Source organism: Salmonella enterica subsp. enterica serovar Typhimurium str. LT2 (assembly GCF_000006945.2).
GTDB classification, from domain to species: domain Bacteria; phylum Pseudomonadota; class Gammaproteobacteria; order Enterobacterales; family Enterobacteriaceae; genus Salmonella; species Salmonella enterica.
This window is the reverse complement of record NC_003197.2, coordinates 1,534,980-1,558,651: the sequence shown is the minus strand read 5'-3', so window position 1 is coordinate 1,558,651 and position 23,672 is coordinate 1,534,980. Positions and strand designations below refer to the sequence as shown.

Sequence of the window (23,672 nt, the reverse complement as noted above, 5' to 3'; positions counted from 1 at the left end):
ACGGCCTCCGAAGAGGCCGCCGCACGTTTAAAAGATTAAAGCGCTTTCAGAATCGCATCCACGCTGGCTTTGGCATCGCCAAACAGCATTTGCGTATTCTCTTTAAAGAACAGCGGGTTCTGCACACCAGCATAACCGGTATTCATTGAACGCTTAAAGACCACGACATTCTGTGCTTTCCACACTTCGAGAACCGGCATACCGGCGATCGGGCTGCGGGGATCGTCTTGCGCCGCCGGGTTCACCGTATCGTTCGCGCCAATCACCAGCACGGTATCGGTATCGGCGAAATCATCATTGATCTCGTCCATCTCCAGCACGATGTCATAAGGCACTTTCGCCTCCGCCAACAGCACGTTCATATGCCCCGGCAGGCGACCCGCCACCGGATGAATGCCGAAACGCACGTTGATCCCGCGCGCGCGCAGTTTTTCGGTGATTTCCGCCACCGGATACTGCGCCTGCGCTACCGCCATCCCATACCCCGGCGTAATAATGACGGAGTGGGAGTTTTTCAGCATCTCAGCGGTCTCTTCCGCCGTGATTTCGCGATGTTCGCCAGCTTCCTGATCGTCGCCCGTTGAGGAGCCGTCAGTACCGAACCCACCAGCAATAACGCTGATGAAAGAGCGGTTCATCGCTTTACACATAATGTAAGACAGGATCGCGCCTGACGAACCGACCAGCGCGCCGGTCACAATCAGCAAATCGTTGCTCAACATGAAGCCAGCCGCCGCGGCAGCCCAACCGGAATAGGAGTTCAGCATTGAAACAACCACCGGCATGTCCGCCCCGCCGATAGAAGCGACCAGATGCCAACCAAACGCCAGCGCGATAATGGTCATCAGCAGTAGCGCCAGAACCTGTAGACCCACGCTTTCGGTACGAACAAAAACCAGCAGCAACAGGAAAGAAACAACCAGCGCCGCCAGGTTCATTTTGTGACGGTTAGGCAACATCAACGGCTTAGAAGAGATTTTGCCGCGCAGTTTACCAAACGCTACGATCGATCCAGTGAAAGTGACTGCGCCAATAAAGATACCGAGGAAGACTTCGGTCAGATGAATATTCACCAGCACCGGCGCCAGACTGGCGTCATGGTACAGATAGCTGTTAAAGCCAACCAGTACCGCCGCCAGGCCCACGAAACTGTGCAGAATCGCGACCAGCTCCGGCATCTCGGTCATCTCAACTTTTTTCGCCATGCGGATGCCAATCGCGCCGCCAATAATCATGGCGACCAGAATCCATGCCACGTTGCCGGTATCCGGCCCGAAAATGGTCGCCAGCAACGCGATCGCCATCCCGGCAATACCGAAGTTATTCCCCTGGCGGGACGTTTCATGCTTTGAAAGCCCGGCAAGACTGAAAATAAACAGGATCGCGGCAACAATGTATGCAGCTGTAACTAATCCTCCAGACATGTGTTACCCCTTAGTTTTTCCGGAACATTTTCAGCATACGCTGAGTCACGGTGAAGCCACCGAAAATATTAATGCTGGCGATAAGCACCGCGATAAAGCTCAGGAAGCTGACCCAGCCGCCCTGACCAATTTGCAATAATGCCCCGACAACAATAATCCCTGAAATTGCGTTGGTCACCGACATTAATGGCGTATGAAGCGCATGAGACACGTTCCACACCACGTAATAACCAACCACGCAGGCGAGCGCAAACACGGTAAAATGGCCGAGGAACTCTTTTGGCGCGACATCGGCCAGCCAGCCAAAAAGAATGATCGCCAGCGCCATTAACGCATACTTCCGCCAGGGTGAAGTGGGCTTTTCCGGCTCTTTTGGCGCAGGTGCTGCTTTAGGCGCGGCCTGTGGCTGCGCGGAAACCTGGATTGGCGGCGCAGGCCAGGTAATGTCGCCGTCGCGAATCACCGTCACGCCACGGATCACGACATCGTCAAAATCCACGTCAATATTGCCGTCTTTCTCTTTGCACAGCAGCTTCAGCAGATTAACCAGGTTGGTGCCATAAAGTTGGGATGACTGCGTCGGCAAACGCCCCGGTAGATCGGTGTAGCCAATTACTTTCACGCCATTGTCCGTCGTCACAACCTGATTGGCGACGGTATATTCGCAGTTACCGCCATTCTGCGCGGCCAGGTCGACAATCACGCTGCCGGCCTTCATAGAATCGACCATATCGCGGGTAATCAGCTTCGGCGCTGGTTTGCCCGGAATCAACGCGGTGGTAACGATGATATCGACCTCTTTGGCCTGGGCGGCAAAGAGCGCCATTTCCGCTTTGATAAACGCCTCGGACATCACTTTGGCGTAACCATCGCCGCTACCGGCTTCCTCTTTAAAATCCAGTTCGAGGAACTCAGCCCCCATACTCTGGACCTGCTCTTTGACTTCAGGACGAGTGTCAAACGCGCGGACAATCGCCCCCAGGCTGTTTGCCGCGCCGATAGCCGCAAGACCGGCTACGCCCGCGCCAATCACCATCACCTTCGCCGGCGGCACTTTCCCGGCGGCGGTGATTTGCCCGGTAAAGAAGCGCCCAAATTCATGCGCGGCCTCTACAATGGCGCGATAACCCGCGATATTCGCCATTGAGCTTAACGCGTCGAGCGACTGCGCGCGGGAAATACGCGGCACGGAGTCCATCGCCATCACCGTAACCTTACGTTCGGCAAGTTTCTCCATTAACCCAGGATTTTGCGCAGGCCAGATAAAACTGACCAGCGTAGTTCCGGGGTTCAGTAAAGCGATTTCCTCTTCTTCAGGCGCATTAACCTTGAGAATAATTTCCGACTGCCAGATAGCATTGCCGTCTACAATATCCGCGCCAGCCTGCGCAAACGCTTTGTCGTCAAAACTTGCCAGTTGACCCGCCCCGCTTTCGATAGCGACGCTAAACCCCAGCTTCAGTAGCTGCTCTACCGTTTTCGGCGTCGCAGCGACACGGGTTTCATTGGGTAACCGCTCTTTTGGTATGCCAATTCGCATAAATGTTCCCTTCCATCGATATTTTTGATGATGGTTTGTCAGTAAGCGCGAGAAGCGTACGCCTGCCCGCGTTTGAGGTAAATGTTACCCCAGCAGAATAAAACCGTTACAAACTCTCTATAACCTACTGAAAATAACGCCTGTGATCTAGCGCCAAAAAACAGAATTTTTTATCAAATTTGCAAAACATGAACGATTCAGCCGCTAAGCAGCCATAATGCCTTGAAAATGGCCTGCGAGGGCTGATAATTCGCTCAAATTTGACAGCAAAACATCATTAAACCCCTGGCGCGATCAAGAAATTAACATTAAATTAACTTATTAAATTTATGCGCTTCATTAGCTTAGCCGCCCGGACGCCGTTTTTTTCGACATATCGGCAAATGTTATCATCAAAGATAGGATACATGACACGATGCGTGAAAAATCCCGCAGACATCCATATGGTTTAAATGCAATAATCAGCCACGTTTCTAGTCAATAACAATACCAGTACCTGGTTTGCGCAAGGCGAAGGATTATTTTTATGAAGCTTAAGAACACTCTCCTGGCGTCGGCTCTGCTTTCTGCGGCTGCTTTTTCTGTCCATGCAGCAACAGAACTGACGCCGGAGCAAGCGGCTGCACTAAAACCTTATGACCGCATCGTTATTACCGGTCGTTTTAATGCTATTGGCGATGCGGTCTCCGCCGTGTCCCGCCGCGCAGATAAAGAAGGCGCAGCCTCCTTCTATGTTGTCGACACCTCGGAGTTCGGCAACAGTGGTAACTGGCGTGTTGTGGCGGACGTGTATAAAGCCGACGCGCCGAAAGCCGACGCGCCCAAAAATCGTGTCATTAATGGCATCGTGGAATTACCGAAAGACCAGGCCGTACAATTAGAACCGTATGACACCGTCACCGTTCAGGGCTTCTACCGTAGCCAGCCGGAAGTTAACGATGCCATTACGAAAGCGGCGAAACAAAAAGGCGCATACGCTTTCTATATTGTTCGTCAGATAGATGCGAATCAGGGCGGAAACCAGCGCATCACTGCATTTATCTATAAACAAGATGCGAAAAAACGCATCGTCCAGAGCCCGGACGCTATTCCGGCAGACTCTGAAGCTGGCCGCGCCGCGCTGGCTCAGGGCGGCGAAGCTGCGAAGAAAGTCGAAATTCCAGGCGTCGCCACGTCAGCCTCGCCGAGCGCCGAAGTAGGCCGTTTCTTCGAAACGCAATCCTCCAAAGGCGGACGTTACACTGTCACACTTCCGGATGGCACAAAAGTTGAGGAGCTGAATAAAGCGACGGCTGCGATGATGGTGCCTTTCGACAGCGTTAAGTTCACCGGCAACTACGGCAATATGACAGAAATCTCCTATCAGGTCGCCAAACGCGCGGCGAAGAAAGGCGCTAAGTATTATCATATTACGCGTCAGTGGCAGGAGCGCGGTAATAACATCACCATCAGCGCCGACCTCTATAAATAAGGCGCGCGTCGCCATCAGGCTTTCTCGCCGGATGGCGGCATACCTGCCTTATCAGGCCTACACGATCGTTCAACGGCAGGCCTGATAAGCCGCCATCCGGCACTTTCTCGCGGGATGCCAGTTCCGTCAAATATCGCGATGAATCTCACTTTTCGCTTTTTTGGCGATAAATCTTATCCAGGCCGTTGCATGCGGTCCCTTCTCTCCGTAAAATCCCGCGCCTTAGTGGCTTTCACCATTTTTATGCGTTTTGCCATAATAATTATTCTTCCAATTTCATTTTTATAGCTGGATACCAATGGAAAAAAAACTGGGACTGAGCGCGCTGACCGCGCTGGTTTTAAGCTCAATGCTTGGCGCAGGTGTTTTCAGTCTGCCCCAGAATATGGCCGCCGTTGCCAGTCCGGCTGCGTTGTTAATTGGCTGGGCCATTACCGGCGTGGGGATACTCTTACTGGCATTCGCCATGTTAATCCTTACGCGCATTCGCTCCGAGCTTGACGGCGGTATCTTTACTTACGCCCGCGAAGGCTTCGGCGAACTGATTGGCTTTTGTTCTGCCTGGGGCTATTGGCTGTGCGCGGTCATCGCCAACGTATCCTATTTGGTTATCGTCTTTTCAGCGCTGAGTTTCTTTACCGATACGCCTGCCTTGCGTCTGTTTGGTGACGGTAATACCTGGCAGGCTATTGTCGGCGCTTCAGTCTTGCTCTGGATTGTCCATTTCCTCATCCTGCGCGGCGTACAAACGGCAGCCAGCATCAATCTGGTCGCGACTCTGGCGAAACTGTTGCCGCTCGGCGCGTTTATTGTGCTGGCTATCATGATGTTCAAACTGGATACCTTCACACTGGACTTCACTGGTGTTGAACTCGGTATTCCCGTATGGGAACAGGTCAAGAACACCATGCTTATTACGCTGTGGGTGTTTATTGGCGTTGAAGGCGCCGTCGTCGTCTCGGCCCGAGCGAAAAATAAACGCGATGTAGGCCGCGCCACGCTACTGGCGGTCCTCGCGGCGCTGGGAATATATCTCCTGGTCACGCTGCTTTCTCTTGGCGTTCTTGCGCGTCCGGAACTGGCGGAGATGCGTAACCCGTCGATGGCCGGACTAATGGTAAAAATGATGGGGCCGTGGGGAGAAATTATTATTGCAGCGGGACTGATTGTGTCTGTCTGCGGGGCTTATCTAAGCTGGACTATTATGGCGGCGGAGGTGCCATTTCTGGCGGCAGCCTATAAATCCTTCCCGGGCATCTTCGCGCGACAAAATGCGCAAGGCGCGCCTTCTGCATCGTTATGGCTCACCAATATCTGTGTGCAAATCTGTCTGGTGCTGATCTGGCTGACCGGTTCGGACTACAACACGCTATTGACGATTGCGTCAGAAATGATTCTGGTGCCCTACTTTCTGGTCGGCGCATTTCTGCTGAAGATTGCAACACGTCCCCTCCATCGGGCGGTCGGTATCGGAGCCTGTATTTATGGCTTATGGTTGTTATACGCGTCGGGTCCCATGCACCTGCTGCTGTCCGTCGTACTGTACGCGCCTGGATTACTGGTTTTCCTGTATGCGCGTCGGACGCACAAGCATGACAACGTGTTAAATCGTCAGGAAGTCGTGCTGATTGGTTTATTGCTGGTCGCGGCGGTTCCGGCTACGTGGATGCTGGTGGGTTGACAACCTCCCCATCGTAATATCCGTCTGTATTACGATGGGGAAACCACGGTCTTTGCCAATATTAATGCCATTTAATCCAGCAAAAAATCAGCAGCCACGCGCTTAGCCCCCAGCAGACCACCGCACCGCCAAGCGCGACGGGCAGGCGCATCACGCCGCTGAAATACCATAGCGTTGCAAGATAAATGAAATAAGGAATGATCGACCACATGCTAAAGGCGATGGTGGTACGCATCGCGTCGATGCCCCGCTCGCTGGCCACGATATAGTGCGCGATAAGCGCAAACGTTGGAAACAGAGGAATTAATCCGGCGATATAATAATTTTTCGTTTTTGACAGCAGACCAATCAATACGACGACCAGCGCCCCCAGGGCAGCTTTAATCACGAGTCCCATTACCTTGCCTTAACACGCTAATAACAACAGCGTGTAGCATAACGGAACCGCTCTCGTTTAGAAAAGATTTATGGAAGGGAAAACAGAGGCGGTGTATGTTGGCGTTTTCTATTCTCCATTTATAATATGAACCGCATTGTATTTGTTGAAGACGACGCTGAAGTGGGTTCTCTCATTGCCGCTTATCTGGCGAAACATGATATTGATGTCATTGTTGAGCCGCGTGGTGACCGGGCGGAGGATCTTATCCTCACCACTCAGCCCGATCTGGTTTTACTGGATATTATGCTTCCAGGTAAAGATGGCATGACGATATGTCGCGATTTACGCCACCGCTGGCAAGGCCCGATTGTCCTGCTCACCTCGCTGGACAGTGATATGAATCATATTCTGGCGCTGGAGATGGGCGCCTGCGACTACATCCTCAAAACCACGCCTCCGGCCGTTTTGCTGGCGCGTCTGCGCTTACACCTGCGGCAAAGCGAACAAACGCAACAGGCAAAAAGTCTTCAGGAGAGCGCGCTTACGCCGCATAAAGCGCTGCGTTTTGGCGCGTTAACCATCGATCCCCTTAACCGGGCGGTCCAGCTCAATGGCGATTTCATATCGCTCTCCACCGCCGATTTTGAATTGCTCTGGGAACTGGCGACACACGCCGGACAAATTATGGATCGCGACGCGTTGCTAAAAACGCTGCGCGGCGTCAATTATGATGGTCTGGATCGCAGCGTGGATGTAGCGATTTCCCGCCTGCGTAAGAAACTGCTGGATAGCGCTGCTGAGCCCTATCGTATAAAGACCATTCGCAATAAAGGCTATCTTTTTGCCCCTCATGCCTGGGACGAAACGACGGGATAAGTTAGCCGACAGATTTTACCTGCCTTTATCAAGTCATAGTGGCGATGCTCATCACCGCCACTGTTCAAAAAACAGACATTGCATACATGAATGCTATTTTTATTAGTCGAAACGGCCCCTTTATTACCGTTTTCTCTGCGTTGTGGTTCATGATTACGTCTTTTTCGCTCAAGAAAGTTAAATTAAAAAAACTCGAAGCCAGTTCACAAAATTGATAACAGAATGTCTGCCCGCCGCTATATTGCCATCTTTTTTCGCAAATTGTGAAATAAAACAAATCACATACATGAATACATAATAACAAATATATTCACCATAAATATATGCGTTTCCGATAGTAACTTTTGTATTAATTAATAACATATAAGAAAAGTTAGCATTTGCTGAAATAATATTATTCAGATTAGGATGCCTTTGATTCAACGAATCTGTAGAAGTTCAATCTTTTGCAAATAAGTTAAGTTTTTAAGGATAAAAAAATGAAAAGAAAAGTATTGGCACTTGTCATCCCGGCTCTGCTGGCTGCTGGCGCAGCACACGCCGCTGAAATTTATAACAAAGACGGCAACAAACTGGACCTTTACGGGAAAGTAGACGGCCTGCACTATTTCTCTGATGACTCTTCTAAAGATGGCGATCAGACCTATATGCGTGTCGGCTTTAAAGGCGAAACACAGATTAACGACCAACTGACCGGTTACGGCCAGTGGGAATATAACGTTCAGGCTAACACTACCGAAGGCGAAGGTGCTAATTCCTGGACTCGTCTGGCATTCGCCGGCCTGAAATTCGGCGACTACGGCTCATTCGACTATGGTCGTAACTACGGCGTCCTGTACGACGTAGAAGGCTGGACCGATATGCTGCCTGAGTTCGGCGGCGACTCCTACACTTACGCTGACAACTTCATGACCGGTCGTGCTAACGGCGTGGCCACCTACCGTAACACTGATTTCTTCGGTCTGGTAGACGGTCTGAACTTCGCGTTGCAATATCAGGGTGCCAATGAAAACCAGGTTTCTCATGAGCAGGAAGGCACTAATAACGGCGGCGATCGTAACGTGAAGAACGCTAACGGTGACGGCTTCGGTATCTCATCAACTTATGATCTGGGTATGGGCGTAAGTTTCGGCGCGGCATATACCACTTCCGATCGTACTAATGGTCAGGTTAATTACTCTACCGCTGGCGGTGATAAAGCGGATGCATGGACTGTTGGCGCTAAATATGATGCTAATAATATCTATCTGGCCACAATGTATTCAGAAACCCGTAATATGACGCCTTACGGCAATGACGATTGTCGCTCATGCGTAGCAAACAAAACGCAAAACTTCGAAGTTACAGCCCAATATCAATTTGATTTCGGTCTGCGCCCGGCGGTTTCTTTCCTGATGTCTAAAGGTAAAGATTTGACCTATAACAACGTTAATGGCGATGATAAAGACCTGGTTAAATATGCTGATGTAGGTGCTACCTACTATTTCAACAAAAACTTCTCCACCTATGTTGATTATAAAATCAACCTGCTGGATGATGACGACCAGTTCTATAAAGATGCCGGTATCAGCACTGATGATATCGTCGCGCTGGGTATGGTTTACCAGTTCTAATTATTCATTAATTCTTCTCAAGCCCGCCGTTTCGGCGGGCTTTTCTTTTTTCATCACCACCGTTCTAAAAACAGAACGCACAGTTCCCTGGGCACAGATTGAACAATTCTTGTTCGCTCTCTATGGTTTGCTTATCGCCCGACAAAAGGAACATGCTAATGATCAGTCTCGTCCCGTCTCTGCTTTCCAGAACCGCGCTTCTCTTTCTGCTCACGGCCACAGGCGCAGCCACCGCCGCCCGCCCGGCAGCGGATATTATTTTGCATAACGGTAATATCATCACTCTGAATGATGCCCAGCCGCAGGCCAGCGCGCTGGCGATTTCCGGCTCGCGGATTGTGGCGATTGGCGATGATACGGCGACAAATGAATGGCGCGGCGACCATACCCGTACCATCGATTTACAGGGTAAAACCGTGATACCCGGCCTGACCGATACTCACATCCACGCCATTCGCGGCGGACAAACCTGGACATTCGAAACCTACTGGTACGACAGCCCTTCGCTTAAAGACGCGCTGGATAAATTACGCGCCGACGCTAACCGTCGTCCCCACGATCAATGGGTAGCCGTAGTGGGATCGTGGATACCGGCGCAATTTGCAGAAAACCGGGCGCCGACGGTAGCCGAACTGAGTCACGCCCTTCCCGATCATCCGGCTTATATTCAGTATCTTTACGACTATGCGTTAGTGAATCAGCGCGGTATAGACGTACTTGGCCTTAACAACACCCCTCCTCCTGATTTAGCGGGAATCCGCGTAGAGCGCGACGCAAAAGGTAGCGCCACGGGGAAATTATTTGGTGACATCGCCGCGTTTAACCAGCTTTTTGCCAGCATAAGTCGTAACGCCGATCGTGAGGGTGGTCTGCGGCAATTTTTCGCTGATATGAACGCTCGCGGCGTGACCGGCATCATTGACCCCTCTGCCGGGCCTGCCGCCGCTTATGAGCCTTTATTTGCAATGCGAAACCAGGGGGATTTACCGCTGCGCGTGGGGTATCGCATTCCGGTACAGCCAGAAGCGAAAGGTCATGAAGCGCAGTGGTTCAGCAACCTGATGGCCTTTCGCCCGGCGCGTGCCGATGACGGGCAACTGGCTTTTCTTGGCCTGGGGGAAAGCCTGGTGGCCGGAATGAATGACGGCGTGCGGATGGCCCCAGGGTTTTCTTCCTCAGAGCAGGACAAAACCGCGCTTCGCCAGGTCGCGACATTTGCGGCAAAACGGGGAATACCGCTTGAGATCCACGCCTATACCGATGATAGCGCCGACGCGATATTGACGATTTTTGAGCAGGTAGCTCAGCAGTACGATCTGCGCCCTCTCCGTTGGTCTATTGCGCATCTGAATACCGGTTCGCCACAGACGCTTGAGCGAATGCGTAAGCTGGGTCTGGCATACACTGTGCAAATGGGGCCTTACTTTGAGGGGCTTGCCATCCGTGACGCCAATCCACCCGGCGCGACGGACAATTCGCCGCCGGTTCGACTGGCGCTGGATAAAGGGCTTGTCGTAGCTGGCGGTACCGATTCGACGCGTATTGGCATTGCCGGTGTCTGGCACGCTATCGAATATCATATCACCGGTATAGCGTCAGGCGGTTCCGTGCGTAAACCCGCCAGCGAGCGGCTCACGCGTCTGGAAGCGCTAGCGTTATATACACGTCATGCCGCCTGGCTCGCCTTTGCCGAACAACACCGGGGCCAGCTTCGCGTCGGAAAACAGGCCGATCTGGCGGTACTCAATCAGCCATTTATGACGATGCCGGAAGACAGAATTGATACCATTCGCGCTGTTTTGACGCTTGTCGATGGACGCATTGTTCACGAAAGTCCGGACCTTAACGCCGGACAATGAGGTTGTCAGTTGACGCAAAGCCTGCTTTTATAACCCACCAGCGGCGCTGACGGGAAATCTTTTTCGTCAGCGCGCGATAGAGCTAATGTATTGAGATCCGGTGGGCGTTGATGAAAAAGCTGTTTGTGCAGTTTTACCTTTTGCTGTTCGTCTGTTTTCTGGTCATGACCTTATTGGTCGGACTGGTGTACAAATTCACCGCCGAACGCGCGGGCAGGCAATCGCTCGACGATCTGATGAAAAGTTCGCTCTATCTGATGCGCAGCGAACTGCGGGAAATTCCGCCGCGTGAATGGGGGAAAACGTTAAAAGAGATGGACCTGAACCTCTCTTTCGATTTACGCGTTGAACCGTTAAATCACTATAAGCTTGATGCCGCCACCACGCAGCGACTGCGTGAAGGCGATATTGTCGCGCTTGACGATCAATACACCTTTATTCAGCGTATCCCGCGCAGCCATTACGTCCTGGCGGTTGGCCCGGTTCCCTATCTCTATTTCCTGCATCAAATGCGACTGCTGGATATCGCCTTAATGGCGCTCATTGCCTTTTCTCTCGCCTTTCCTGTGTTTATCTGGATGCGCCCGCACTGGCAAGAAATGCTCAGGCTCGAATCCGCCGCGCAGCGCTTTGGCGAGGGTCATTTGACTGAACGCCTGCACTTCGATAATGGCTCCAGTTTCGAACGTCTGGGCGTCGCGTTCAACCAGATGGCGGATAACATTAATGCCCTGATCGCCAGTAAAAAACAGCTGATTGACGGTATCGCCCATGAGCTTCGCACGCCGCTGGTACGTTTACGCTATCGGCTTGAAATGAGTGAAAATCTGACACCGCCGGAATCACAGGCGCTCAATCGCGATATTGGTCAACTGGAAGCGCTGATTGAAGAACTGCTCACCTATGCGCGCCTTGACCGACCACAAAATGAACTGATGTTGACCGAACCCGACCTCCCCGCCTGGTTGCTCGCGCATTTGCAGGATGTGCAGAGCGTGACCCCGGAACGTGCCGTAAACCTTGTCACATGTGTAATCGGCGATTATGGCGCGCTTGATATGCGGTTAATGTCGCGAGTGCTGGATAACCTGCTGAATAATGCGTTGCGCTACAGTCATACCACCGTTCAGGTCAGTCTGTTACTCGACGGCAGTCAGGCAACGTTGATAGTCGAAGATGATGGCCCCGGCATTGAAGCGGATGCGCGAGAGCGCGTATTTGAACCTTTTGTCAGACTCGACCCCAGTAGAGACCGGGCGACAGGCGGCTGCGGGCTTGGACTCGCCATCGTACACTCTATCGCCCTGGCGATGGGCGGTAGCGTCGTCTGTGACGAGAGCGAACTGGGCGGCGCAAAATTTAGCTTTCGCTGGCCGGTCTGGCACGCGATGCCCGACATGACCGCTGCCTGACGCATTTTGCACGCTGGTTGAGCGGCGGGAACTGTGCTATACATATAGTATGTTGTAACTAAAGTGAGTGATACCATGTCCCGCTACGATCTCGTTGAACGCCTGAATGGCACTTTTCGCCAGATAGAACAACACCTGGCGGCGCTGACGGATAATCTACAGCAGCATTCGCTACTTATCGCCCGTGTCTTTTCACTGCCGCAGGTGACCAAAGAGGCGGAACATGCGCCGCTGGATACTATCGAGGTAACGCAACATCTGGGGAAAGAGGCCGAAGCGCTGGCGCTACGTCACTATCGCCATTTGTTTATTCAACAGCAGTCCGAAAACCGCAGCAGTAAAGCCGCCGTCCGCCTGCCTGGCGTCTTATGCTATCAAGTGGATAATGCGACACAGTTAGATCTGGAAAATCAGATACAGCGCATTAACCAGTTGAAAACCACCTTCGAGCAGATGGTTACGGTAGAGTCCGGTCTTCCCTCAGCGGCACGTTTTGAGTGGGTGCATCGGCATCTACCCGGCTTAATTACGCTGAACGCTTACCGCACGCTGACGCTTATCAATAACCCCGCCACCATACGTTTCGGCTGGGCAAATAAACATATTATTAAAAATTTAAGCCGGGATGAGGTTCTGAGCCAGTTGAAAAAAAGCCTCGCGTCGCCGCGCAGCGTCCCGCCGTGGACGCGCGAACAATGGCAATTCAAGCTGGAACGGGAATATCAGGATATCGCTGCCTTACCGCAGCAGGCCCGACTCAAGATTAAGCGTCCGGTTAAAGTACAGCCGATCTCCCGCATCTGGTATAAAGGCCAGCAGAAACAGGTGCAACACGCCTGCCCCACGCCGATTATCGCATTAATCAACACGGACAACGGCGCTGGCGTGCCGGATATTGGCGGGCTGGAAAACTATGACGCCGACAATATTCAGCACCGTTTTAAACCACAGGCGCAGCCGCTGCGACTGATTATTCCGCGACTGCACCTGTATGTGGCGGATTAACGTCCCGGCGTCATACTGCCAACCATCAACTCCGGACGTACCCAGGCGTCGAACTCCTCGTCGCTAAGGTATCCTAATGCCACGGCTGAGGCTTTGAGCGTCAGCCCTTCTTTATGCGCCTTCTTCGCAATCTCCGCCGCTTTATCGTAACCGATGTGCGTATTCAGCGCAGTGACCAGCATCAGCGACTCATTCAGCAACTGCGTAATACGCTCGCGGTTTGGCTCGATTCCTGACGCACAGTGTTTATTAAAACTCTCCATGCCATCGGCCAGCAGGCGCACCGTTTGCAGAAAATTATGAATAACCATCGGACGATAGACGTTGAGCTCAAAGTTGCCCGATGCGCCCCCCATATTGATGGCCACATCGTTACCCATCACCTGGCAACATAGCATCGTTACCGCTTCACACTGGGTCGGGTTCACTTTACCAGGCATAATGGAACTGCCTGGCTCATTCTCCGGGATAGCAATCTCGCCAATGCCGCAACGCGGGCCGGACGCCAGCCAGCGAACATCGTTGGCGATTTTCATCAGCGAGGCCGCCAGTCCTTTTAATGCGCCATGCGCCTGTACCAACGCGTCACAGGTCGCCAGCGCTTCGAATTTATTGGGGGCGGTAACAAACGGCGCCGCGGTAATCGTCGCCAGTTCCTCGGCCACGCGCCGGGCATATTCCGGATGGGTATTAAGCCCTGTCCCTACTGCGGTTCCGCCGAGCGCCAGTTCCGCGACGTGCGGTAAACTGTGCTCAATGTGTCTGAGGTTATGTTCCAGCATGGCTACCCAACCGGAAATCTCCTGGCCTAAGGTGAGCGGCGTCGCGTCCTGCAGGTGAGTACGGCCAATTTTGACAATATCGGCGAAAGCGTGGGATTTATCGCGAAGCGTATCCGTTAATGCGGATAATTGCGGGATAAGGTGTTCGCGTAACGCCAGTAACGCCGCCACGTGCATGGCGGTTGGGAAAACATCGTTTGAGCTTTGACTCTTATTGACGTCATCATTGGGATGCACCTTGCGTTCCATACCGCGAACGCCGCCCAAAATTTCACTGGCGCGGTTCGCTAACACTTCATTCATATTCATGTTGCTTTGCGTACCGGACCCGGTCTGCCAAATCGCCAGCGGAAACTCATCAGCATGTTTTCCCGCCAGCACTTCATCAGCCGCCTGGATAATCGCGCTGGCTTTTTCCGCCGCCAACAACCCTAAGTCCTGGTTGACCTTCGCAGCGGCGCGCTTGGTCAACGCCAGAGCGTGAATGAGCGAGACGGGCATTTTCTCCGTGGAAATCCGAAAATGCTCCAGCGAACGTTGAGTCTGCGCCCCCCACAGTTTATCTGCCGGGACTTCAATCGCGCCCATTGAATCTTTCTCGCGGCGTACCGTTACCATTACCTGCTCCTTACTCAAGTTGATGAGATCATGTGTCGACATTGCTCACATGTTTGCGGTCTTATGAGTATTAACGATAACAACACAACGGTGTAGACCGGATAAGGCGCTTGCGCCGTTCTCCGGCAAAATAGCGAATCATGTTACCGCCCCGCAGGGCGGCGACATTACTTAACGCAGCGCGCGCACTGCGATGACTGAATCTGCTGGAAGAAATCGTTGCCTTTATCATCCACCAGAATGAAGGCCGGAAAATCCTCCACTTCAATTTTCCAGATAGCCTCCATACCCAGTTCAGGATATTCCACGCACTCCAGGCGCTTGATACTACCCTGCGCCAGAACGGCTGCCGGGCCGCCGATACTGCCCAGGTAGAAGCCGCCATGTTTCTTACAGGCATCGGTCACCTGCTGGCTGCGGTTGCCTTTCGCCAGCATGATCATACTGCCGCCCTGCGACTGGAGCTGATCAACATAAGAGTCCATTCGTCCTGCGGTAGTCGGCCCAAGCGACCCGGAGGCATACCCTTCCGGCGTTTTTGCCGGCCCCGCATAATAGATAGGATGATCTTTGATGTACTGCGGCAAACCTTCGCCTCTGTCCATCCGTTCTTTCAGTTTAGCGTGCGCGATGTCGCGGCCCACAATAATCGTGCCGTTCAGCGACAGGCGCGTTGATACCGGATACTGCGACAGTTGTTGCAGTATCTCGCTCATGGGACGGTTAAGATCAACGCGCACCGCCTCACCCTCTCCCGCCTGGCGCAGCGCCTCTGGAATATATTTACCGGGATTGCGCTCCAGCTTCTCGATCCAGATCCCGTCCCGGTTGATCTTCGCTTTAATGTTTCGATCCGCGGAGCAGGACACGCCCATACCTACCGGACACGATGCCCCGTGGCGCGGCAATCGGATGACACGAATATCGTGAGCGAAATACTTGCCGCCGAACTGCGCGCCTAAGCCAAGATTTTGCGCCTCAAGCAACAATTCTTTTTCCAGCTCAATATCGCGGAAGGCCTGCCCGTGTTCATTGCCTTCGGTTGGTAGCGCATCATAGTATTTTGCCGAGGCCAGCTTAACGGTCTTCAGGTTCGCTTCCGCCGAGGTGCCGCCAATGACAAACGCGATGTGATACGGCGGACAAGCGGCGGTGCCCAGCGTACGCATCTTATCGACGAGATAATTTTTAAGCTTACCCGGCGTCAGAAGCGCTTTTGTCTCCTGATAGAGGTAGGTTTTATTCGCCGATCCGCCGCCTTTAGCGATACAGAGGAATTTATATTCATCGCCATCGACGCTGTAGAGATCGATCTGCGCCGGCAGGTTAGTACCGGTATTGACCTCTTTGTACATATCCAGCGCCGCGTTCTGTGAATAGCGCAGGTTATCTTCGATATAGGTGTTATATACGCCGCGAGCCAGCGCCGCTTCATCACCTCCACCAGTCCAGACGCGTTGACCTTTTTTGCCGACAATAATGGCCGTACCGGTATCCTGGCAGGTGGGCAACACGCCCTTGGCCGCGATATCGGAGTTTCGCAGGAATTGCAGCGCGACATATTTGTCGTTTTCACTGGCCTGCGGATCGCGCAGAATATCCGCCACCTGCTGCTGATGCGCGGGACGTAGCATAAAAGACGCATCGTGGAAGGCCTGACGCGCCAACAGCGTTAGCGCTTCCGGCGCGACTTTCAGGATCTCTTGTCCTTCGAATTCGGCGACGGAAACATGTTCGCTGGTCAACAAGTAGTACTCGGTATCGTCCTTTTTGAGGGGAAAAGGGTCTTGATAAAAGAAGGGTTTGTTTGACATTGTGCTCTCACTTACCGCTCGGTATGGTTATTCTCTGGGCAGGTGTTCCATTGCCCGACTCAAAGCGAGTAACACTATCCTACACAATTTTTTAACAAAAACTGAGACAAGTACGACTTTTTACGCCCGGAGGTTACTTCATGCGGGTTTCTTGGTTTAATACCTCCCATTGATCTCCACATTGAAACAGGGCTTGATAATGCAAAAACTCATTAACTCAGTGCAAAACTATGCCTGGGGAAGTAAAACTGCGTTAACGGAACTTTATGGCATCGCCAATCCGCAGCAGCAGCCAATGGCTGAACTCTGGATGGGCGCGCATCCCAAAAGCAGCTCGCGAATCACCACCGCCAACGGCGAAACCGTCTCCCTGCGTGACGCCATCGAAAAGAATAAAACCGCCATGCTGGGCGAAGCGGTAGCCAACCGTTTCGGCGAACTGCCGTTTCTGTTTAAAGTACTGTGCGCCGCACAACCGCTCTCTATTCAGGTGCACCCGAATAAACGCAACTCCGAAATCGGTTTCGCGAAAGAAAATGCGGCGGGTATCCCCATGGATGCCGCAGAGCGGAACTATAAAGATCCTAACCATAAACCAGAGCTGGTTTTTGCCCTGACGCCTTTCCTGGCGATGAACGCGTTCCGCGAATTTTCTGACATTGTCTCTTTACTGCAACCTGTCGCCGGCGCGCATTCCGCTATCGCCCACTTTTTGCAGGTGCCGAATGCTGAACGTCTGAGCCAGCTTTTCGCCAGCCTGTTGAATATGCAAGGCGAAGAAAAATCCCGCGCGTTAGCCGTACTCAAAGCGGCGCTTAACAGCCAGCAAGGCGAACCGTGGCAAACGATCCGCGTGATTTCAGAGTATTATCCTGACGACAGCGGGCTTTTCTCTCCTTTGTTGCTGAATGTGGTCAAACTGAATCCCGGCGAGGCGATGTTCCTGTTTGCTGAAACGCCTCATGCTTATCTGCAGGGCGTTGCGCTGGAAGTCATGGCGAACTCCGATAACGTTCTGCGCGCTGGCCTTACGCCAAAATATATCGACATCCCTGAGCTGGTCGCGAACGTGAAGTTCGAACCTAAGCCTGCCGGCGAGTTGCTGACTGCCCCGGTGAAAAGCGGCGCGGAGCTGGACTTCCCAATTCCGGTTGACGATTTTGCTTTTTCACTGCACGACCTGGCGCTTCAGGAGACGAGCATCGGCCAACACAGCGCCGCGATTCTGTTCTGCGTTGAGGGTGAGGCGGTGTTACGTAAAGATGAACAGCGTCTGGTACTGAAGCCGGGTGAATCTGCCTTTATCGGCGCGGATGAGTCTCCGGTTAACGCCAGCGGCACGGGCCGTTTAGCGCGTGTTTATAACAAGCTGTAGCAACGTACTGAATTTTTTAACAACTCTTGCTAAGCTTATAACAGACGTAAAACTCCTCCAGGCGGTTTAATCCGCCTGGTTTCATTTTTATGGACAATTGATATGAAAAAAACACTGGTAGCTGCAGGTGTAGTAATTGCACTTGGCATCGTCTGGACAGGCGGCGCCTGGTATACGGGGAAAAAGCTGGAGAACCATCTTGCAGAAATGGTGACTCAGGCCAATGAACAGCTCAAGCGTACTGCGCCGGAGGCCGGTGTCGAATTAAGTTATCAAAACTACCAGCGCGGCGTGTTCAGTAGCCATCTGCAACTGGTTGTCAAACCGGTTGCCGGCGCAGACAATACCTGGTTGAAGCCCGGGCAAAGCATTGTGCTGGACGAGTCCGTTTCACATGGCCCCTTCCCGCTCGCCCAGCTCAAAACGCTCAATCTGATCCCTTCTATGGCGTCGGTAAAAACCACTCTGGTGAATAACGATGCGGCAAAACCCCTCTTTGATATTGCGAAAGGCGACGCGCCCTTTGTTATCAATACCCGCATTGGTTATGGCGGCGATACCCGCTCCGATATCTCTCTCAAGCCGTTAAACTACGAGAATGCCGGTGAAAAGGTCGCCTTTAGCGGCGGCGAGTTCCAGCTTAACGCCGATAAAGACGGTAATGTGGTTTCGCTGTCAGGCGAAGCGCAGAGCGGCCTGGTCGATGCCGTTAACGAATATAATCAGAAGGTCCAACTCACCTTTAATAATTTGAAAACCGACGGTACCAGTAAACTGGCAAGCTTTGGCGAACGTGTGGGCGACCAAAAGTTAACGCTGGATAAACTGTCCATCGCCATTGAGGGTAAAGAGATGGCGGTGCTGGAAGGGATGGAAATTACCGGCAAGTCCGATCTCGTCAACGACGGAAAAACCATTAACAGCCAGTTGGATTACTCGCTTAACAGCCTGAAAGTGCAGAATCAGGATTTGGGCAGCGGTAAATTAACGCTGAAAGTCGGCCAAATCGACGGCGAAGCCTGGCACCAGTTTAGTCAGCAATATCATGCGCAAACGCAGGCGCTGCTGAATCAGCCGGACGTGGCGCAGAATCCTGAGCTTTATCAGCAAAAAGTCACCGAAGCGTTCTTTAGCGCTCTCCCCGTGCTGTTAAAAGGCGATCCGGTACTGACTCTGGCGCCGCTTAGCTGGAAAAACGCCAAAGGGGAAACCACGCTGAATCTGTCGCTGTTCCTCAAAGATCCGGCAACCACAACGGCACAACCACAAACGCTGGCGCAGGAAGTCGACCGCTCCGTGAAATCGCTGGATGCGAAACTGGCAATTCCAATGGACATGGCGGTCGAGTTTATGACGCAGATAGCAAAACTGGAAGGCTATCAGCAGGATGATGCGGAAAAACTGGCAAAACAGCAGGTGCAGGGGCTGTCCGCAATGGGTCAGATGTTCCGACTGACAACGCTGAAGGATAATACTATCGCCTCCAGTTTGCAGTACGCCAATGGCCAGATCACGCTCAACGGACAAAAAATGCCGTTGGAAGACTTTGTCGGCCTGTTTGGGATGCCGGCGCTTTCCGTTCCGGACGTTCCGGCGCTGCCTCAACAATAATCGCCTTGCCGGGTGTCGCGACGCTGCACCCGGTCTGCGCCGAACGACGCGCAGCCTCTACTTTTGCGTTACCAGGCGAGCGGCTATCGTTTGACTCCGCACATGGTGCTCGTCGTGAGCATTAGGCGGCACGGAAAACATCGTGAGTCTGGACAACTGCATCCCCCCTACGCCTGTCAGTGAAAGATATGTCGTTTGTCGATGTCCAGGCATTGAAGGACAATCACGCGACAGGCATCGTACAGCTCAATCAGCATAATTTGCAGGTAATTATCGGCCCGCAGGTTCAGTCGGTAAAAGATGAAATGGTTGGCCTGATGAATACCGTTCAGGCATAAGGAAGGGATATGTTCGATTTTTCACAGGAAGTTGACCGACGCGGGACATGGTGTACGTAGTGGGATTATGTCGCCGATCGTTTTGGCGAAGCCGATCTGCTCCCCTTTACGATCTCGGATATGGATTTTGCCACCGCACCGTTCGCTGATACTGTCTACAGGCGGGGGGTTGACCCTTTATCCTGAGAGGCGATAACAGAGACGCCCCCGTGAGCTGACCGGGGGCGCGTTAAAGAGAATGATACAAAATTTCTCCCGCGCTCTCGCGAAGTTGCAACGTAATGACTCCGTTTTTGCAAAATTTCCAGAGCATTATCAATCTGTAGTATAATGGTGCGCACTTTTATTAAAAATTGAGTGCGCCCATGATTGATATTACGCTTCCTTTGACTGACATCCACCGCCACCTTGATGGCAACATTCGCGCCCAAACAATTCTGGATCTTGGTCGGCAGTTCAACATCGCCCTTCCCGCCCAAACGCTGGAAACGCTGATTCCGCATGTCCAGGTCACCTCAACCGAACCCGATTTAGTAAGCTTTCTCACTAAACTCGATTGGGGGGTAAAAGTCCTGGCATCGCTTGACGCCTGCCGCCGTGTGGCCTTTGAAAATATTGAAGATGCGGCACGTAACGGCCTGCATTACGTCGAGCTTCGCTTTTCGCCCGGCTATATGGCGATGGCGCATCAGTTACCAATCGCAGGCGTGGTTGAAGCCGTTATCGACGGCGTACGCGACGGCTGTAACACGTTTGGCGTCGAGGCACGACTCATTGGCATTATGAGCCGTACCTTCGGCGAGGCGGCATGTTTACAGGAGCTTGATGCGCTGCTGGCGCACAGAGAGAACATCACCGCGCTGGATTTAGCCGGTGATGAGCTGGGCTTTCCCGGCAGTCTGTTTTTGTCGCACTTTAATCGGGCGCGCGATGCGGGCTGGCATATCACCGTTCACGCTGGCGAAGCCGCAGGGCCGGAAAGTATCTGGCAGGCGATTCGCGAACTGGGGGCCGAACGTATCGGACATGGCGTAAAAGCTGTCGAAGATCGCGCGTTAATGGATTTTCTTGCACAGCAGCGTATCGGTATTGAATCCTGTCTGACCTCGAATATTCAGACCAGTACCGTCGCATCGCTGGCGGATCATCCACTCAAAACCTTCCTTGAGCATGGCGTTCTCGCCAGTCTTAATACGGACGATCCGGCTGTTCAGGGCGTAGATATTATCCATGAATATCACGTCGCCGCGCCAGCGGCAGGATTGAGCCGCGAACAGATTCGCCAGGCGCAGATTAACGGTCTGGAAATCGCCTTTCTGAGCGATAGCGAAAAACGTGCGCTGCGCGAAAAAGTGGCCGAGGCGTAAGATTGCTTTATTGATGCTAACGCCCTCTCTCCGCCTGCGGTTTAATGCTATCCCAGGCGGAGAAATGCGACATCTCAGGCAAGACACAGCGTCGCGCGATGTTTTGCCGATTCCATGCCCAGTTCAATCAACTCCATAATTTGAATCGCCTGGCTTGCTGGCACGGGATTTTCACCGTTACCGTTTAACGCATCGCGGATGGCGGCATAATATGCCGGATAGTTACCCGGCAACGTAAGCCAGTTTTCTTCTTTGCGCGTCTCTCCCTCAACCAGGGTCAATACGCCGTCACGCATGTCGTATCCCCAGTCTTCCTGCGGTAAACGCTCGCCGTTTTTTAACCGTTCTTCCTGGGGATCGAGGCCATATTTTACATAGCTACCGCGCGAACCATGAACGATGTATCGCGCGGATTCCGCCGCGGCCAGCATCGTACCGTGCAAAATCACGCGGCGCTGGGGGTAGGATAAAATCGCGTGGAAATAATCTGTAGATTGCGCGCCCGGACGCAGTTGCGCTAAATCCACCGTCATGCTGACCGGCAGGCCAAAAAGTTGAATGGCCTGATCCAACAAGTGCGGCGCCAGATCGTACCAGATACCACTTCCCGGCCCGCCTTGCTCGCGCCAGCGGTCGCGCACCTGGGGACGGAAGCGATCAAAGTGGGATTCAAACAAGGACACCTCGCCGAGCACGCCATCCGCCAGCAAGGCCTTCAGCGTCAAAAAATCGCTGTCCCAGCGTCGGTTGTGGAAGACGGAAAGTACCCGACCAGTGCTCCGCGCAAGCGCATCCAATTCTCGCGCCTGTGACAGTGTCACGGTAAAGGGTTTATCAACCACCACATGCTTACCGGCTTCCAGCGCAGCTTTCGCCAGCGGGAAATGGGTATCGTTGGGCGTCGGGATCACGATAAGGTCGATATGCGGATCGTTAAATAAATGTCGGGGCTCAGAGACCACGGAAACCGCCGGCCAATCTGCTTTCACTTTTGTTTCATCGCTGCTGGATACCGCCGCAAGCTCTAGCCCTGGCGTTCCCATAATTAAGGGCGCATGAAAGGTTTTACTGGCGTAGCCATAACCGATTAACCCAACGCGGATTTTATCATTCATCTCACTGCCTCCGGTTTTAGATATCGCTATTCCACACCATCGTGCGATTAGCCGCAATAGCGTCCTGACCATCAACGTAGCATCAAATGATTAACTTGTTACAGAACAGAGGCTGAAAACGTTTCCCTCCCTCTTGCCGACCGTTCGCCAGGAAAGTAACATTTACCCCCTGTGTTTATGGATAAATCAAAGCAAATGTCGTCAATAATGAATCGTCTTATTGAATTAACTGGGTGGATAGTTCTCGTTATCTCAGTCATTCTTTTAGGTATTGCCAACCATATTGACAATTACCAACCACCAGAGCCCACGGCTTCCGTCCAGAAGAAGTAAGCGTCAGATAATGTAAAGGCATTTTCGCGTGGTACGGTAAGCGGCGCCCCGGGGGGTGCAAAGAAAAGTCAAAAACCGGCAAAAAAAACGAAATATGTCCTATCTGGTCTGACGTTTATTGCCTGTTGTAGGAAAGCGCGTTAACCTTTCGCCCCAGGCGCCATGTGGCGCCTGACTCTTTACCGGTAAGAATATTCCCTTTTTACCTGCACCCCTGACCTCTCACTGGTGCGGTTTTGTTTATTTTTTATCAGTGACTACTCCGTTGGCATTATATTTAATATGGATCAACTTTATATGACTGTTCAGGATTATCTATTAAAATTCCGCAAAATTAGTTCGCTCGAAAGTCTGGAAAAACTGTTCGACCACCTTAACTATACCCTTACTGATGACATGGACATTGTTAATATGTATCGCGCTGCAGATCACCGCCGTGCCGAACTGGTTTCCGGAGGACGCCTGTTTGATGTAGGTCAGGTTCCGCAATCCGTCTGGCGCTATGTGCAATAAAGAAAGTAGCGTTTAACATCAAAAACCTTATAATATTTGCCCCAAAATGAGCGGCATGACCGTTAATGCGCGTAACCCCGGAGAAGATATGACTACAACACCGCCACAACGAATTGGAGGCTGGCTTCTTGGCCCGTTAGCCTGGCTGTTAGTCGCGTTGTTGAGCGCCTCGCTGGCGTTATTACTCTACGTTATGGCGCTTGCCACACCGCAAACGTTCAAGACGCTTAGCGGACAGGAAACCGGTAATTTACTGCTATGGGGCATTTCATTTATTACCGCTATCGCCATGTGGTACTATACCCTGTGGTTGACGATCGCATTCTTCAAGCGCAGACGCTGCGTGCCGAAGCATTACATTATCTGGCTGCTGGTGTCGGTGTTACTGGCGGTTAAAGCATTTGCCTTTTCGCCCGTCTCAGATGCCTTTGCCGTGCGTCAGTTACTCTTCCCACTGTTGGCAACGGCGCTCATTGTGCCTTATCTCAAACGTTCAGCGCGCGTTAAAACAACGTTTGTTAATCCGTAATAACCCTACAGTTAACC

Annotated in this window: 18 protein-coding genes, 3 pseudogenes and 20 other annotated features; of the genes and pseudogenes, 14 read left to right on the top strand and 7 right to left on the bottom strand. The window is 52.5% G+C overall.

Translation table 11 applies throughout. The features are described from left to right. Positions 1 to 35: 35 nt before the first annotated feature. Both pntB and pntA read right to left on the bottom strand, forming a co-directional pair. The gene (gene pntB, locus STM1480; RefSeq protein NP_460440.1) for a pyridine nucleotide transhydrogenase, beta subunit occupies positions 36 to 1,436 on the bottom strand. Within the gene, positions 36 to 1,424 belong to an annotated coding region; the region does not span the whole gene. After that, positions 1,431 to 1,436 (bottom strand) — a ribosome-binding site (putative RBS for pntB; RegulonDB:STMS1H001700). Its footprint overlaps the gene before it by 6 nt. After that, positions 1,435 to 3,090, bottom strand: a protein-coding gene (gene pntA / locus STM1479; protein ID NP_460439.1) for a pyridine nucleotide transhydrogenase, alpha subunit. Within the gene, positions 1,435 to 2,964 belong to an annotated coding region; the region does not span the whole gene. The genes pntB and pntA overlap by 2 nt, the downstream gene beginning before the upstream one ends. Further along, positions 2,975 to 2,980 (bottom strand) — a ribosome-binding site (putative RBS for pntA; RegulonDB:STMS1H001699). Its footprint overlaps the gene before it by 6 nt. Continuing rightward, positions 3,058 to 3,066 (bottom strand) — a -10 signal (putative -10_signal for pntA; RegulonDB:STMLTH004491). Beyond that, positions 3,082 to 3,090: a -35 signal (putative -35_signal for pntA; RegulonDB:STMLTH004491), on the bottom strand. A gap of 387 nt (positions 3,091 to 3,477) precedes the next feature. Then, positions 3,478 to 3,483, top strand: a ribosome-binding site (putative RBS for ydgH; RegulonDB:STMS1H001698). On the opposite strand from pntA, the gene ydgH reads away from it, so the two are divergent. Together ydgH and ydgI are read left to right on the top strand one after the other, a co-directional pair. Then, positions 3,478 to 4,435 (top strand): putative periplasmic protein gene (ydgH, locus tag STM1478; protein ID NP_460438.1). Within the gene, positions 3,491 to 4,435 belong to an annotated coding region; the region does not span the whole gene. Its footprint overlaps the feature before it by 6 nt. Positions 4,436 to 4,723: 288 nt before the next feature. Beyond that, positions 4,724 to 4,729 (top strand) — a ribosome-binding site (putative RBS for ydgI; RegulonDB:STMS1H001697). Next, positions 4,724 to 6,116, top strand: a protein-coding gene (gene ydgI, locus STM1477) for a putative amino acid transporter (protein NP_460437.1). Within the gene, positions 4,734 to 6,116 belong to an annotated coding region; the region does not span the whole gene. (Overlaps the previous feature by 6 nt.) 61 nt (positions 6,117 to 6,177) lie before the next feature. Here ydgI and ydgC read toward each other — a convergent pair. After that, positions 6,178 to 6,519, bottom strand: a protein-coding gene (ydgC, locus tag STM1476) for a putative inner membrane protein (protein ID NP_460436.1). Within the gene, positions 6,178 to 6,513 belong to an annotated coding region; the region does not span the whole gene. Beyond that, positions 6,514 to 6,519, bottom strand: a ribosome-binding site (putative RBS for ydgC; RegulonDB:STMS1H001696). Its footprint overlaps the gene before it by 6 nt. Before the next feature lie 120 nt (positions 6,520 to 6,639). On the opposite strand from ydgC, the gene rstA reads away from it, so the two are divergent. Then, complete coding sequence (rstA, locus tag STM1475) at positions 6,640 to 7,371, top strand: response regulator in two-component regulatory system with RstB (OmpR family) (RefSeq protein ID NP_460435.1); 732 nt, start codon at positions 6,640 to 6,642, stop codon at positions 7,369 to 7,371. Between the two features lie 64 nt (positions 7,372 to 7,435). Here the strand turns inward: rstA and STM1474 are convergent. Continuing rightward, positions 7,436 to 7,794 (bottom strand): annotated as a pseudogene (locus STM1474) (pseudogene; frameshift). Between the two features lie 44 nt (positions 7,795 to 7,838). After that, positions 7,839 to 7,844: a ribosome-binding site (putative RBS for ompN; RegulonDB:STMS1H001694), on the top strand. On the opposite strand from STM1474, the gene ompN reads away from it, so the two are divergent. The 4 genes from ompN to tus all read left to right on the top strand — a co-directional run bounded on the left by ompN (position 7,839) and on the right by tus (position 13,260). Further along, the gene (gene ompN / locus STM1473; protein NP_460434.1) for an outer membrane protein N occupies positions 7,839 to 8,984 on the top strand. Within the gene, positions 7,851 to 8,984 belong to an annotated coding region; the region does not span the whole gene. (Overlaps the previous feature by 6 nt.) A gap of 145 nt (positions 8,985 to 9,129) precedes the next feature. Next, positions 9,130 to 9,135 (top strand) — a ribosome-binding site (putative RBS for STM1472; RegulonDB:STMS1H001693). Beyond that, the gene (locus tag STM1472; protein ID NP_460433.1) for a putative periplasmic protein occupies positions 9,130 to 10,843 on the top strand. Within the gene, positions 9,137 to 10,843 belong to an annotated coding region; the region does not span the whole gene. It overlaps the preceding feature by 6 nt. 97 nt (positions 10,844 to 10,940) lie before the next feature. Then, positions 10,941 to 10,946, top strand: a ribosome-binding site (putative RBS for rstB; RegulonDB:STMS1H001692). Beyond that, positions 10,941 to 12,255 (top strand): sensory histidine kinase in two-component regulatory system with RstA gene (gene rstB / locus STM1471; RefSeq protein NP_460432.1). Within the gene, positions 10,954 to 12,255 belong to an annotated coding region; the region does not span the whole gene. It overlaps the preceding feature by 6 nt. A gap of 75 nt (positions 12,256 to 12,330) precedes the next feature. Continuing rightward, positions 12,331 to 13,260 (top strand): replication termination protein, encoded by a 930-nt coding sequence (tus, locus tag STM1470; protein NP_460431.1) that lies wholly within the window; start codon positions 12,331 to 12,333, stop codon positions 13,258 to 13,260. Here the strand turns inward: tus and fumC are convergent. Both fumC and fumA read right to left on the bottom strand, forming a co-directional pair. After that, positions 13,257 to 14,768 (bottom strand): fumarase C gene (fumC, locus tag STM1469; RefSeq protein NP_460430.1). Within the gene, positions 13,257 to 14,660 belong to an annotated coding region; the region does not span the whole gene. The two genes, tus and fumC, sit on opposite strands and share 4 nt — an antisense overlap. Beyond that, positions 14,667 to 14,672 (bottom strand) — a ribosome-binding site (putative RBS for fumC; RegulonDB:STMS1H001691). (Overlaps the previous gene by 6 nt.) Further along, positions 14,733 to 14,741 (bottom strand) — a -10 signal (putative -10_signal for fumC; RegulonDB:STMLTH004490). Then, positions 14,760 to 14,768: a -35 signal (putative -35_signal for fumC; RegulonDB:STMLTH004490), on the bottom strand. Before the next feature lie 59 nt (positions 14,769 to 14,827). Further along, the gene (gene fumA / locus STM1468) at positions 14,828 to 16,474 is read right to left on the bottom strand and encodes a fumarase A (protein ID NP_460429.2); all 1,647 of its coding nucleotides are present in this window, start codon (positions 16,472 to 16,474) and stop codon (positions 14,828 to 14,830) included. A 12-nt stretch (positions 16,475 to 16,486) separates the two neighbouring features. Then, positions 16,487 to 16,492: a ribosome-binding site (putative RBS for fumA; RegulonDB:STMS1H001690), on the bottom strand. Positions 16,493 to 16,544: 52 nt separating this feature from the next. Further along, positions 16,545 to 16,553 (bottom strand) — a -10 signal (putative -10_signal for fumA; RegulonDB:STMLTH004489). 15 nt (positions 16,554 to 16,568) lie between these two features. Then, positions 16,569 to 16,577: a -35 signal (putative -35_signal for fumA; RegulonDB:STMLTH004489), on the bottom strand. An 84-nt stretch (positions 16,578 to 16,661) separates the two neighbouring features. Further along, positions 16,662 to 16,667 (top strand) — a ribosome-binding site (putative RBS for manA; RegulonDB:STMS1H001689). On the opposite strand from fumA, the gene manA reads away from it, so the two are divergent. The 5 genes and pseudogenes from manA (at position 16,662) to add (ending at position 21,165) form a co-directional block, all read left to right on the top strand. Continuing rightward, positions 16,662 to 17,849, top strand: a protein-coding gene (manA, locus tag STM1467; protein NP_460428.1) for a mannose-6-phosphate isomerase. Within the gene, positions 16,674 to 17,849 belong to an annotated coding region; the region does not span the whole gene. Its footprint overlaps the feature before it by 6 nt. Positions 17,850 to 17,938: 89 nt before the next feature. After that, positions 17,939 to 17,944 (top strand) — a ribosome-binding site (putative RBS for ydgA; RegulonDB:STMS1H001688). Continuing rightward, positions 17,939 to 19,460 (top strand): putative periplasmic protein gene (gene ydgA / locus STM1466; RefSeq protein NP_460427.1). Within the gene, positions 17,952 to 19,460 belong to an annotated coding region; the region does not span the whole gene. It overlaps the preceding feature by 6 nt. A 118-nt stretch (positions 19,461 to 19,578) precedes the next feature. Further along, positions 19,579 to 19,798, top strand: a pseudogene (gene malX, locus STM1465) (pseudogene; frameshift). Positions 19,799 to 19,807: 9 nt separating this feature from the next. Continuing rightward, positions 19,808 to 19,941 (top strand): annotated as a pseudogene (malY, locus tag STM1464) (pseudogene; in-frame stop following codon 16). A gap of 222 nt (positions 19,942 to 20,163) precedes the next feature. Beyond that, entirely contained in the window at positions 20,164 to 21,165 is a 1,002-nt protein-coding gene (gene add / locus STM1463; RefSeq protein NP_460426.1) for an adenosine deaminase, read from the top strand. A gap of 74 nt (positions 21,166 to 21,239) precedes the next feature. On the opposite strand, the gene ydgJ is transcribed toward add, so the two are convergent. Further along, positions 21,240 to 22,355 carry a putative oxidoreductase gene (gene ydgJ / locus STM1462; protein ID NP_460425.3) on the bottom strand — a complete coding sequence of 372 codons (1,116 nt, stop codon included), beginning with the start codon at positions 22,353 to 22,355 and terminating at the stop codon, positions 21,240 to 21,242. Positions 22,356 to 22,895: 540 nt separating this feature from the next. After that, positions 22,896 to 22,901: a ribosome-binding site (putative RBS for ydgT; RegulonDB:STMS1H001685), on the top strand. On the opposite strand from ydgJ, the gene ydgT reads away from it, so the two are divergent. Both ydgT and ydgK read left to right on the top strand, forming a co-directional pair. After that, positions 22,896 to 23,126, top strand: a protein-coding gene (gene ydgT / locus STM1461; protein ID NP_460424.3) for a putative cytoplasmic protein. Within the gene, positions 22,911 to 23,126 belong to an annotated coding region; the region does not span the whole gene. It overlaps the preceding feature by 6 nt. A 77-nt stretch (positions 23,127 to 23,203) precedes the next feature. Continuing rightward, positions 23,204 to 23,209: a ribosome-binding site (putative RBS for ydgK; RegulonDB:STMS1H001684), on the top strand. Continuing rightward, the gene (gene ydgK, locus STM1460; protein NP_460423.1) for a putative inner membrane protein occupies positions 23,204 to 23,655 on the top strand. Within the gene, positions 23,215 to 23,655 belong to an annotated coding region; the region does not span the whole gene. Its footprint overlaps the feature before it by 6 nt. Positions 23,656 to 23,672 lie beyond the last annotated feature (17 nt).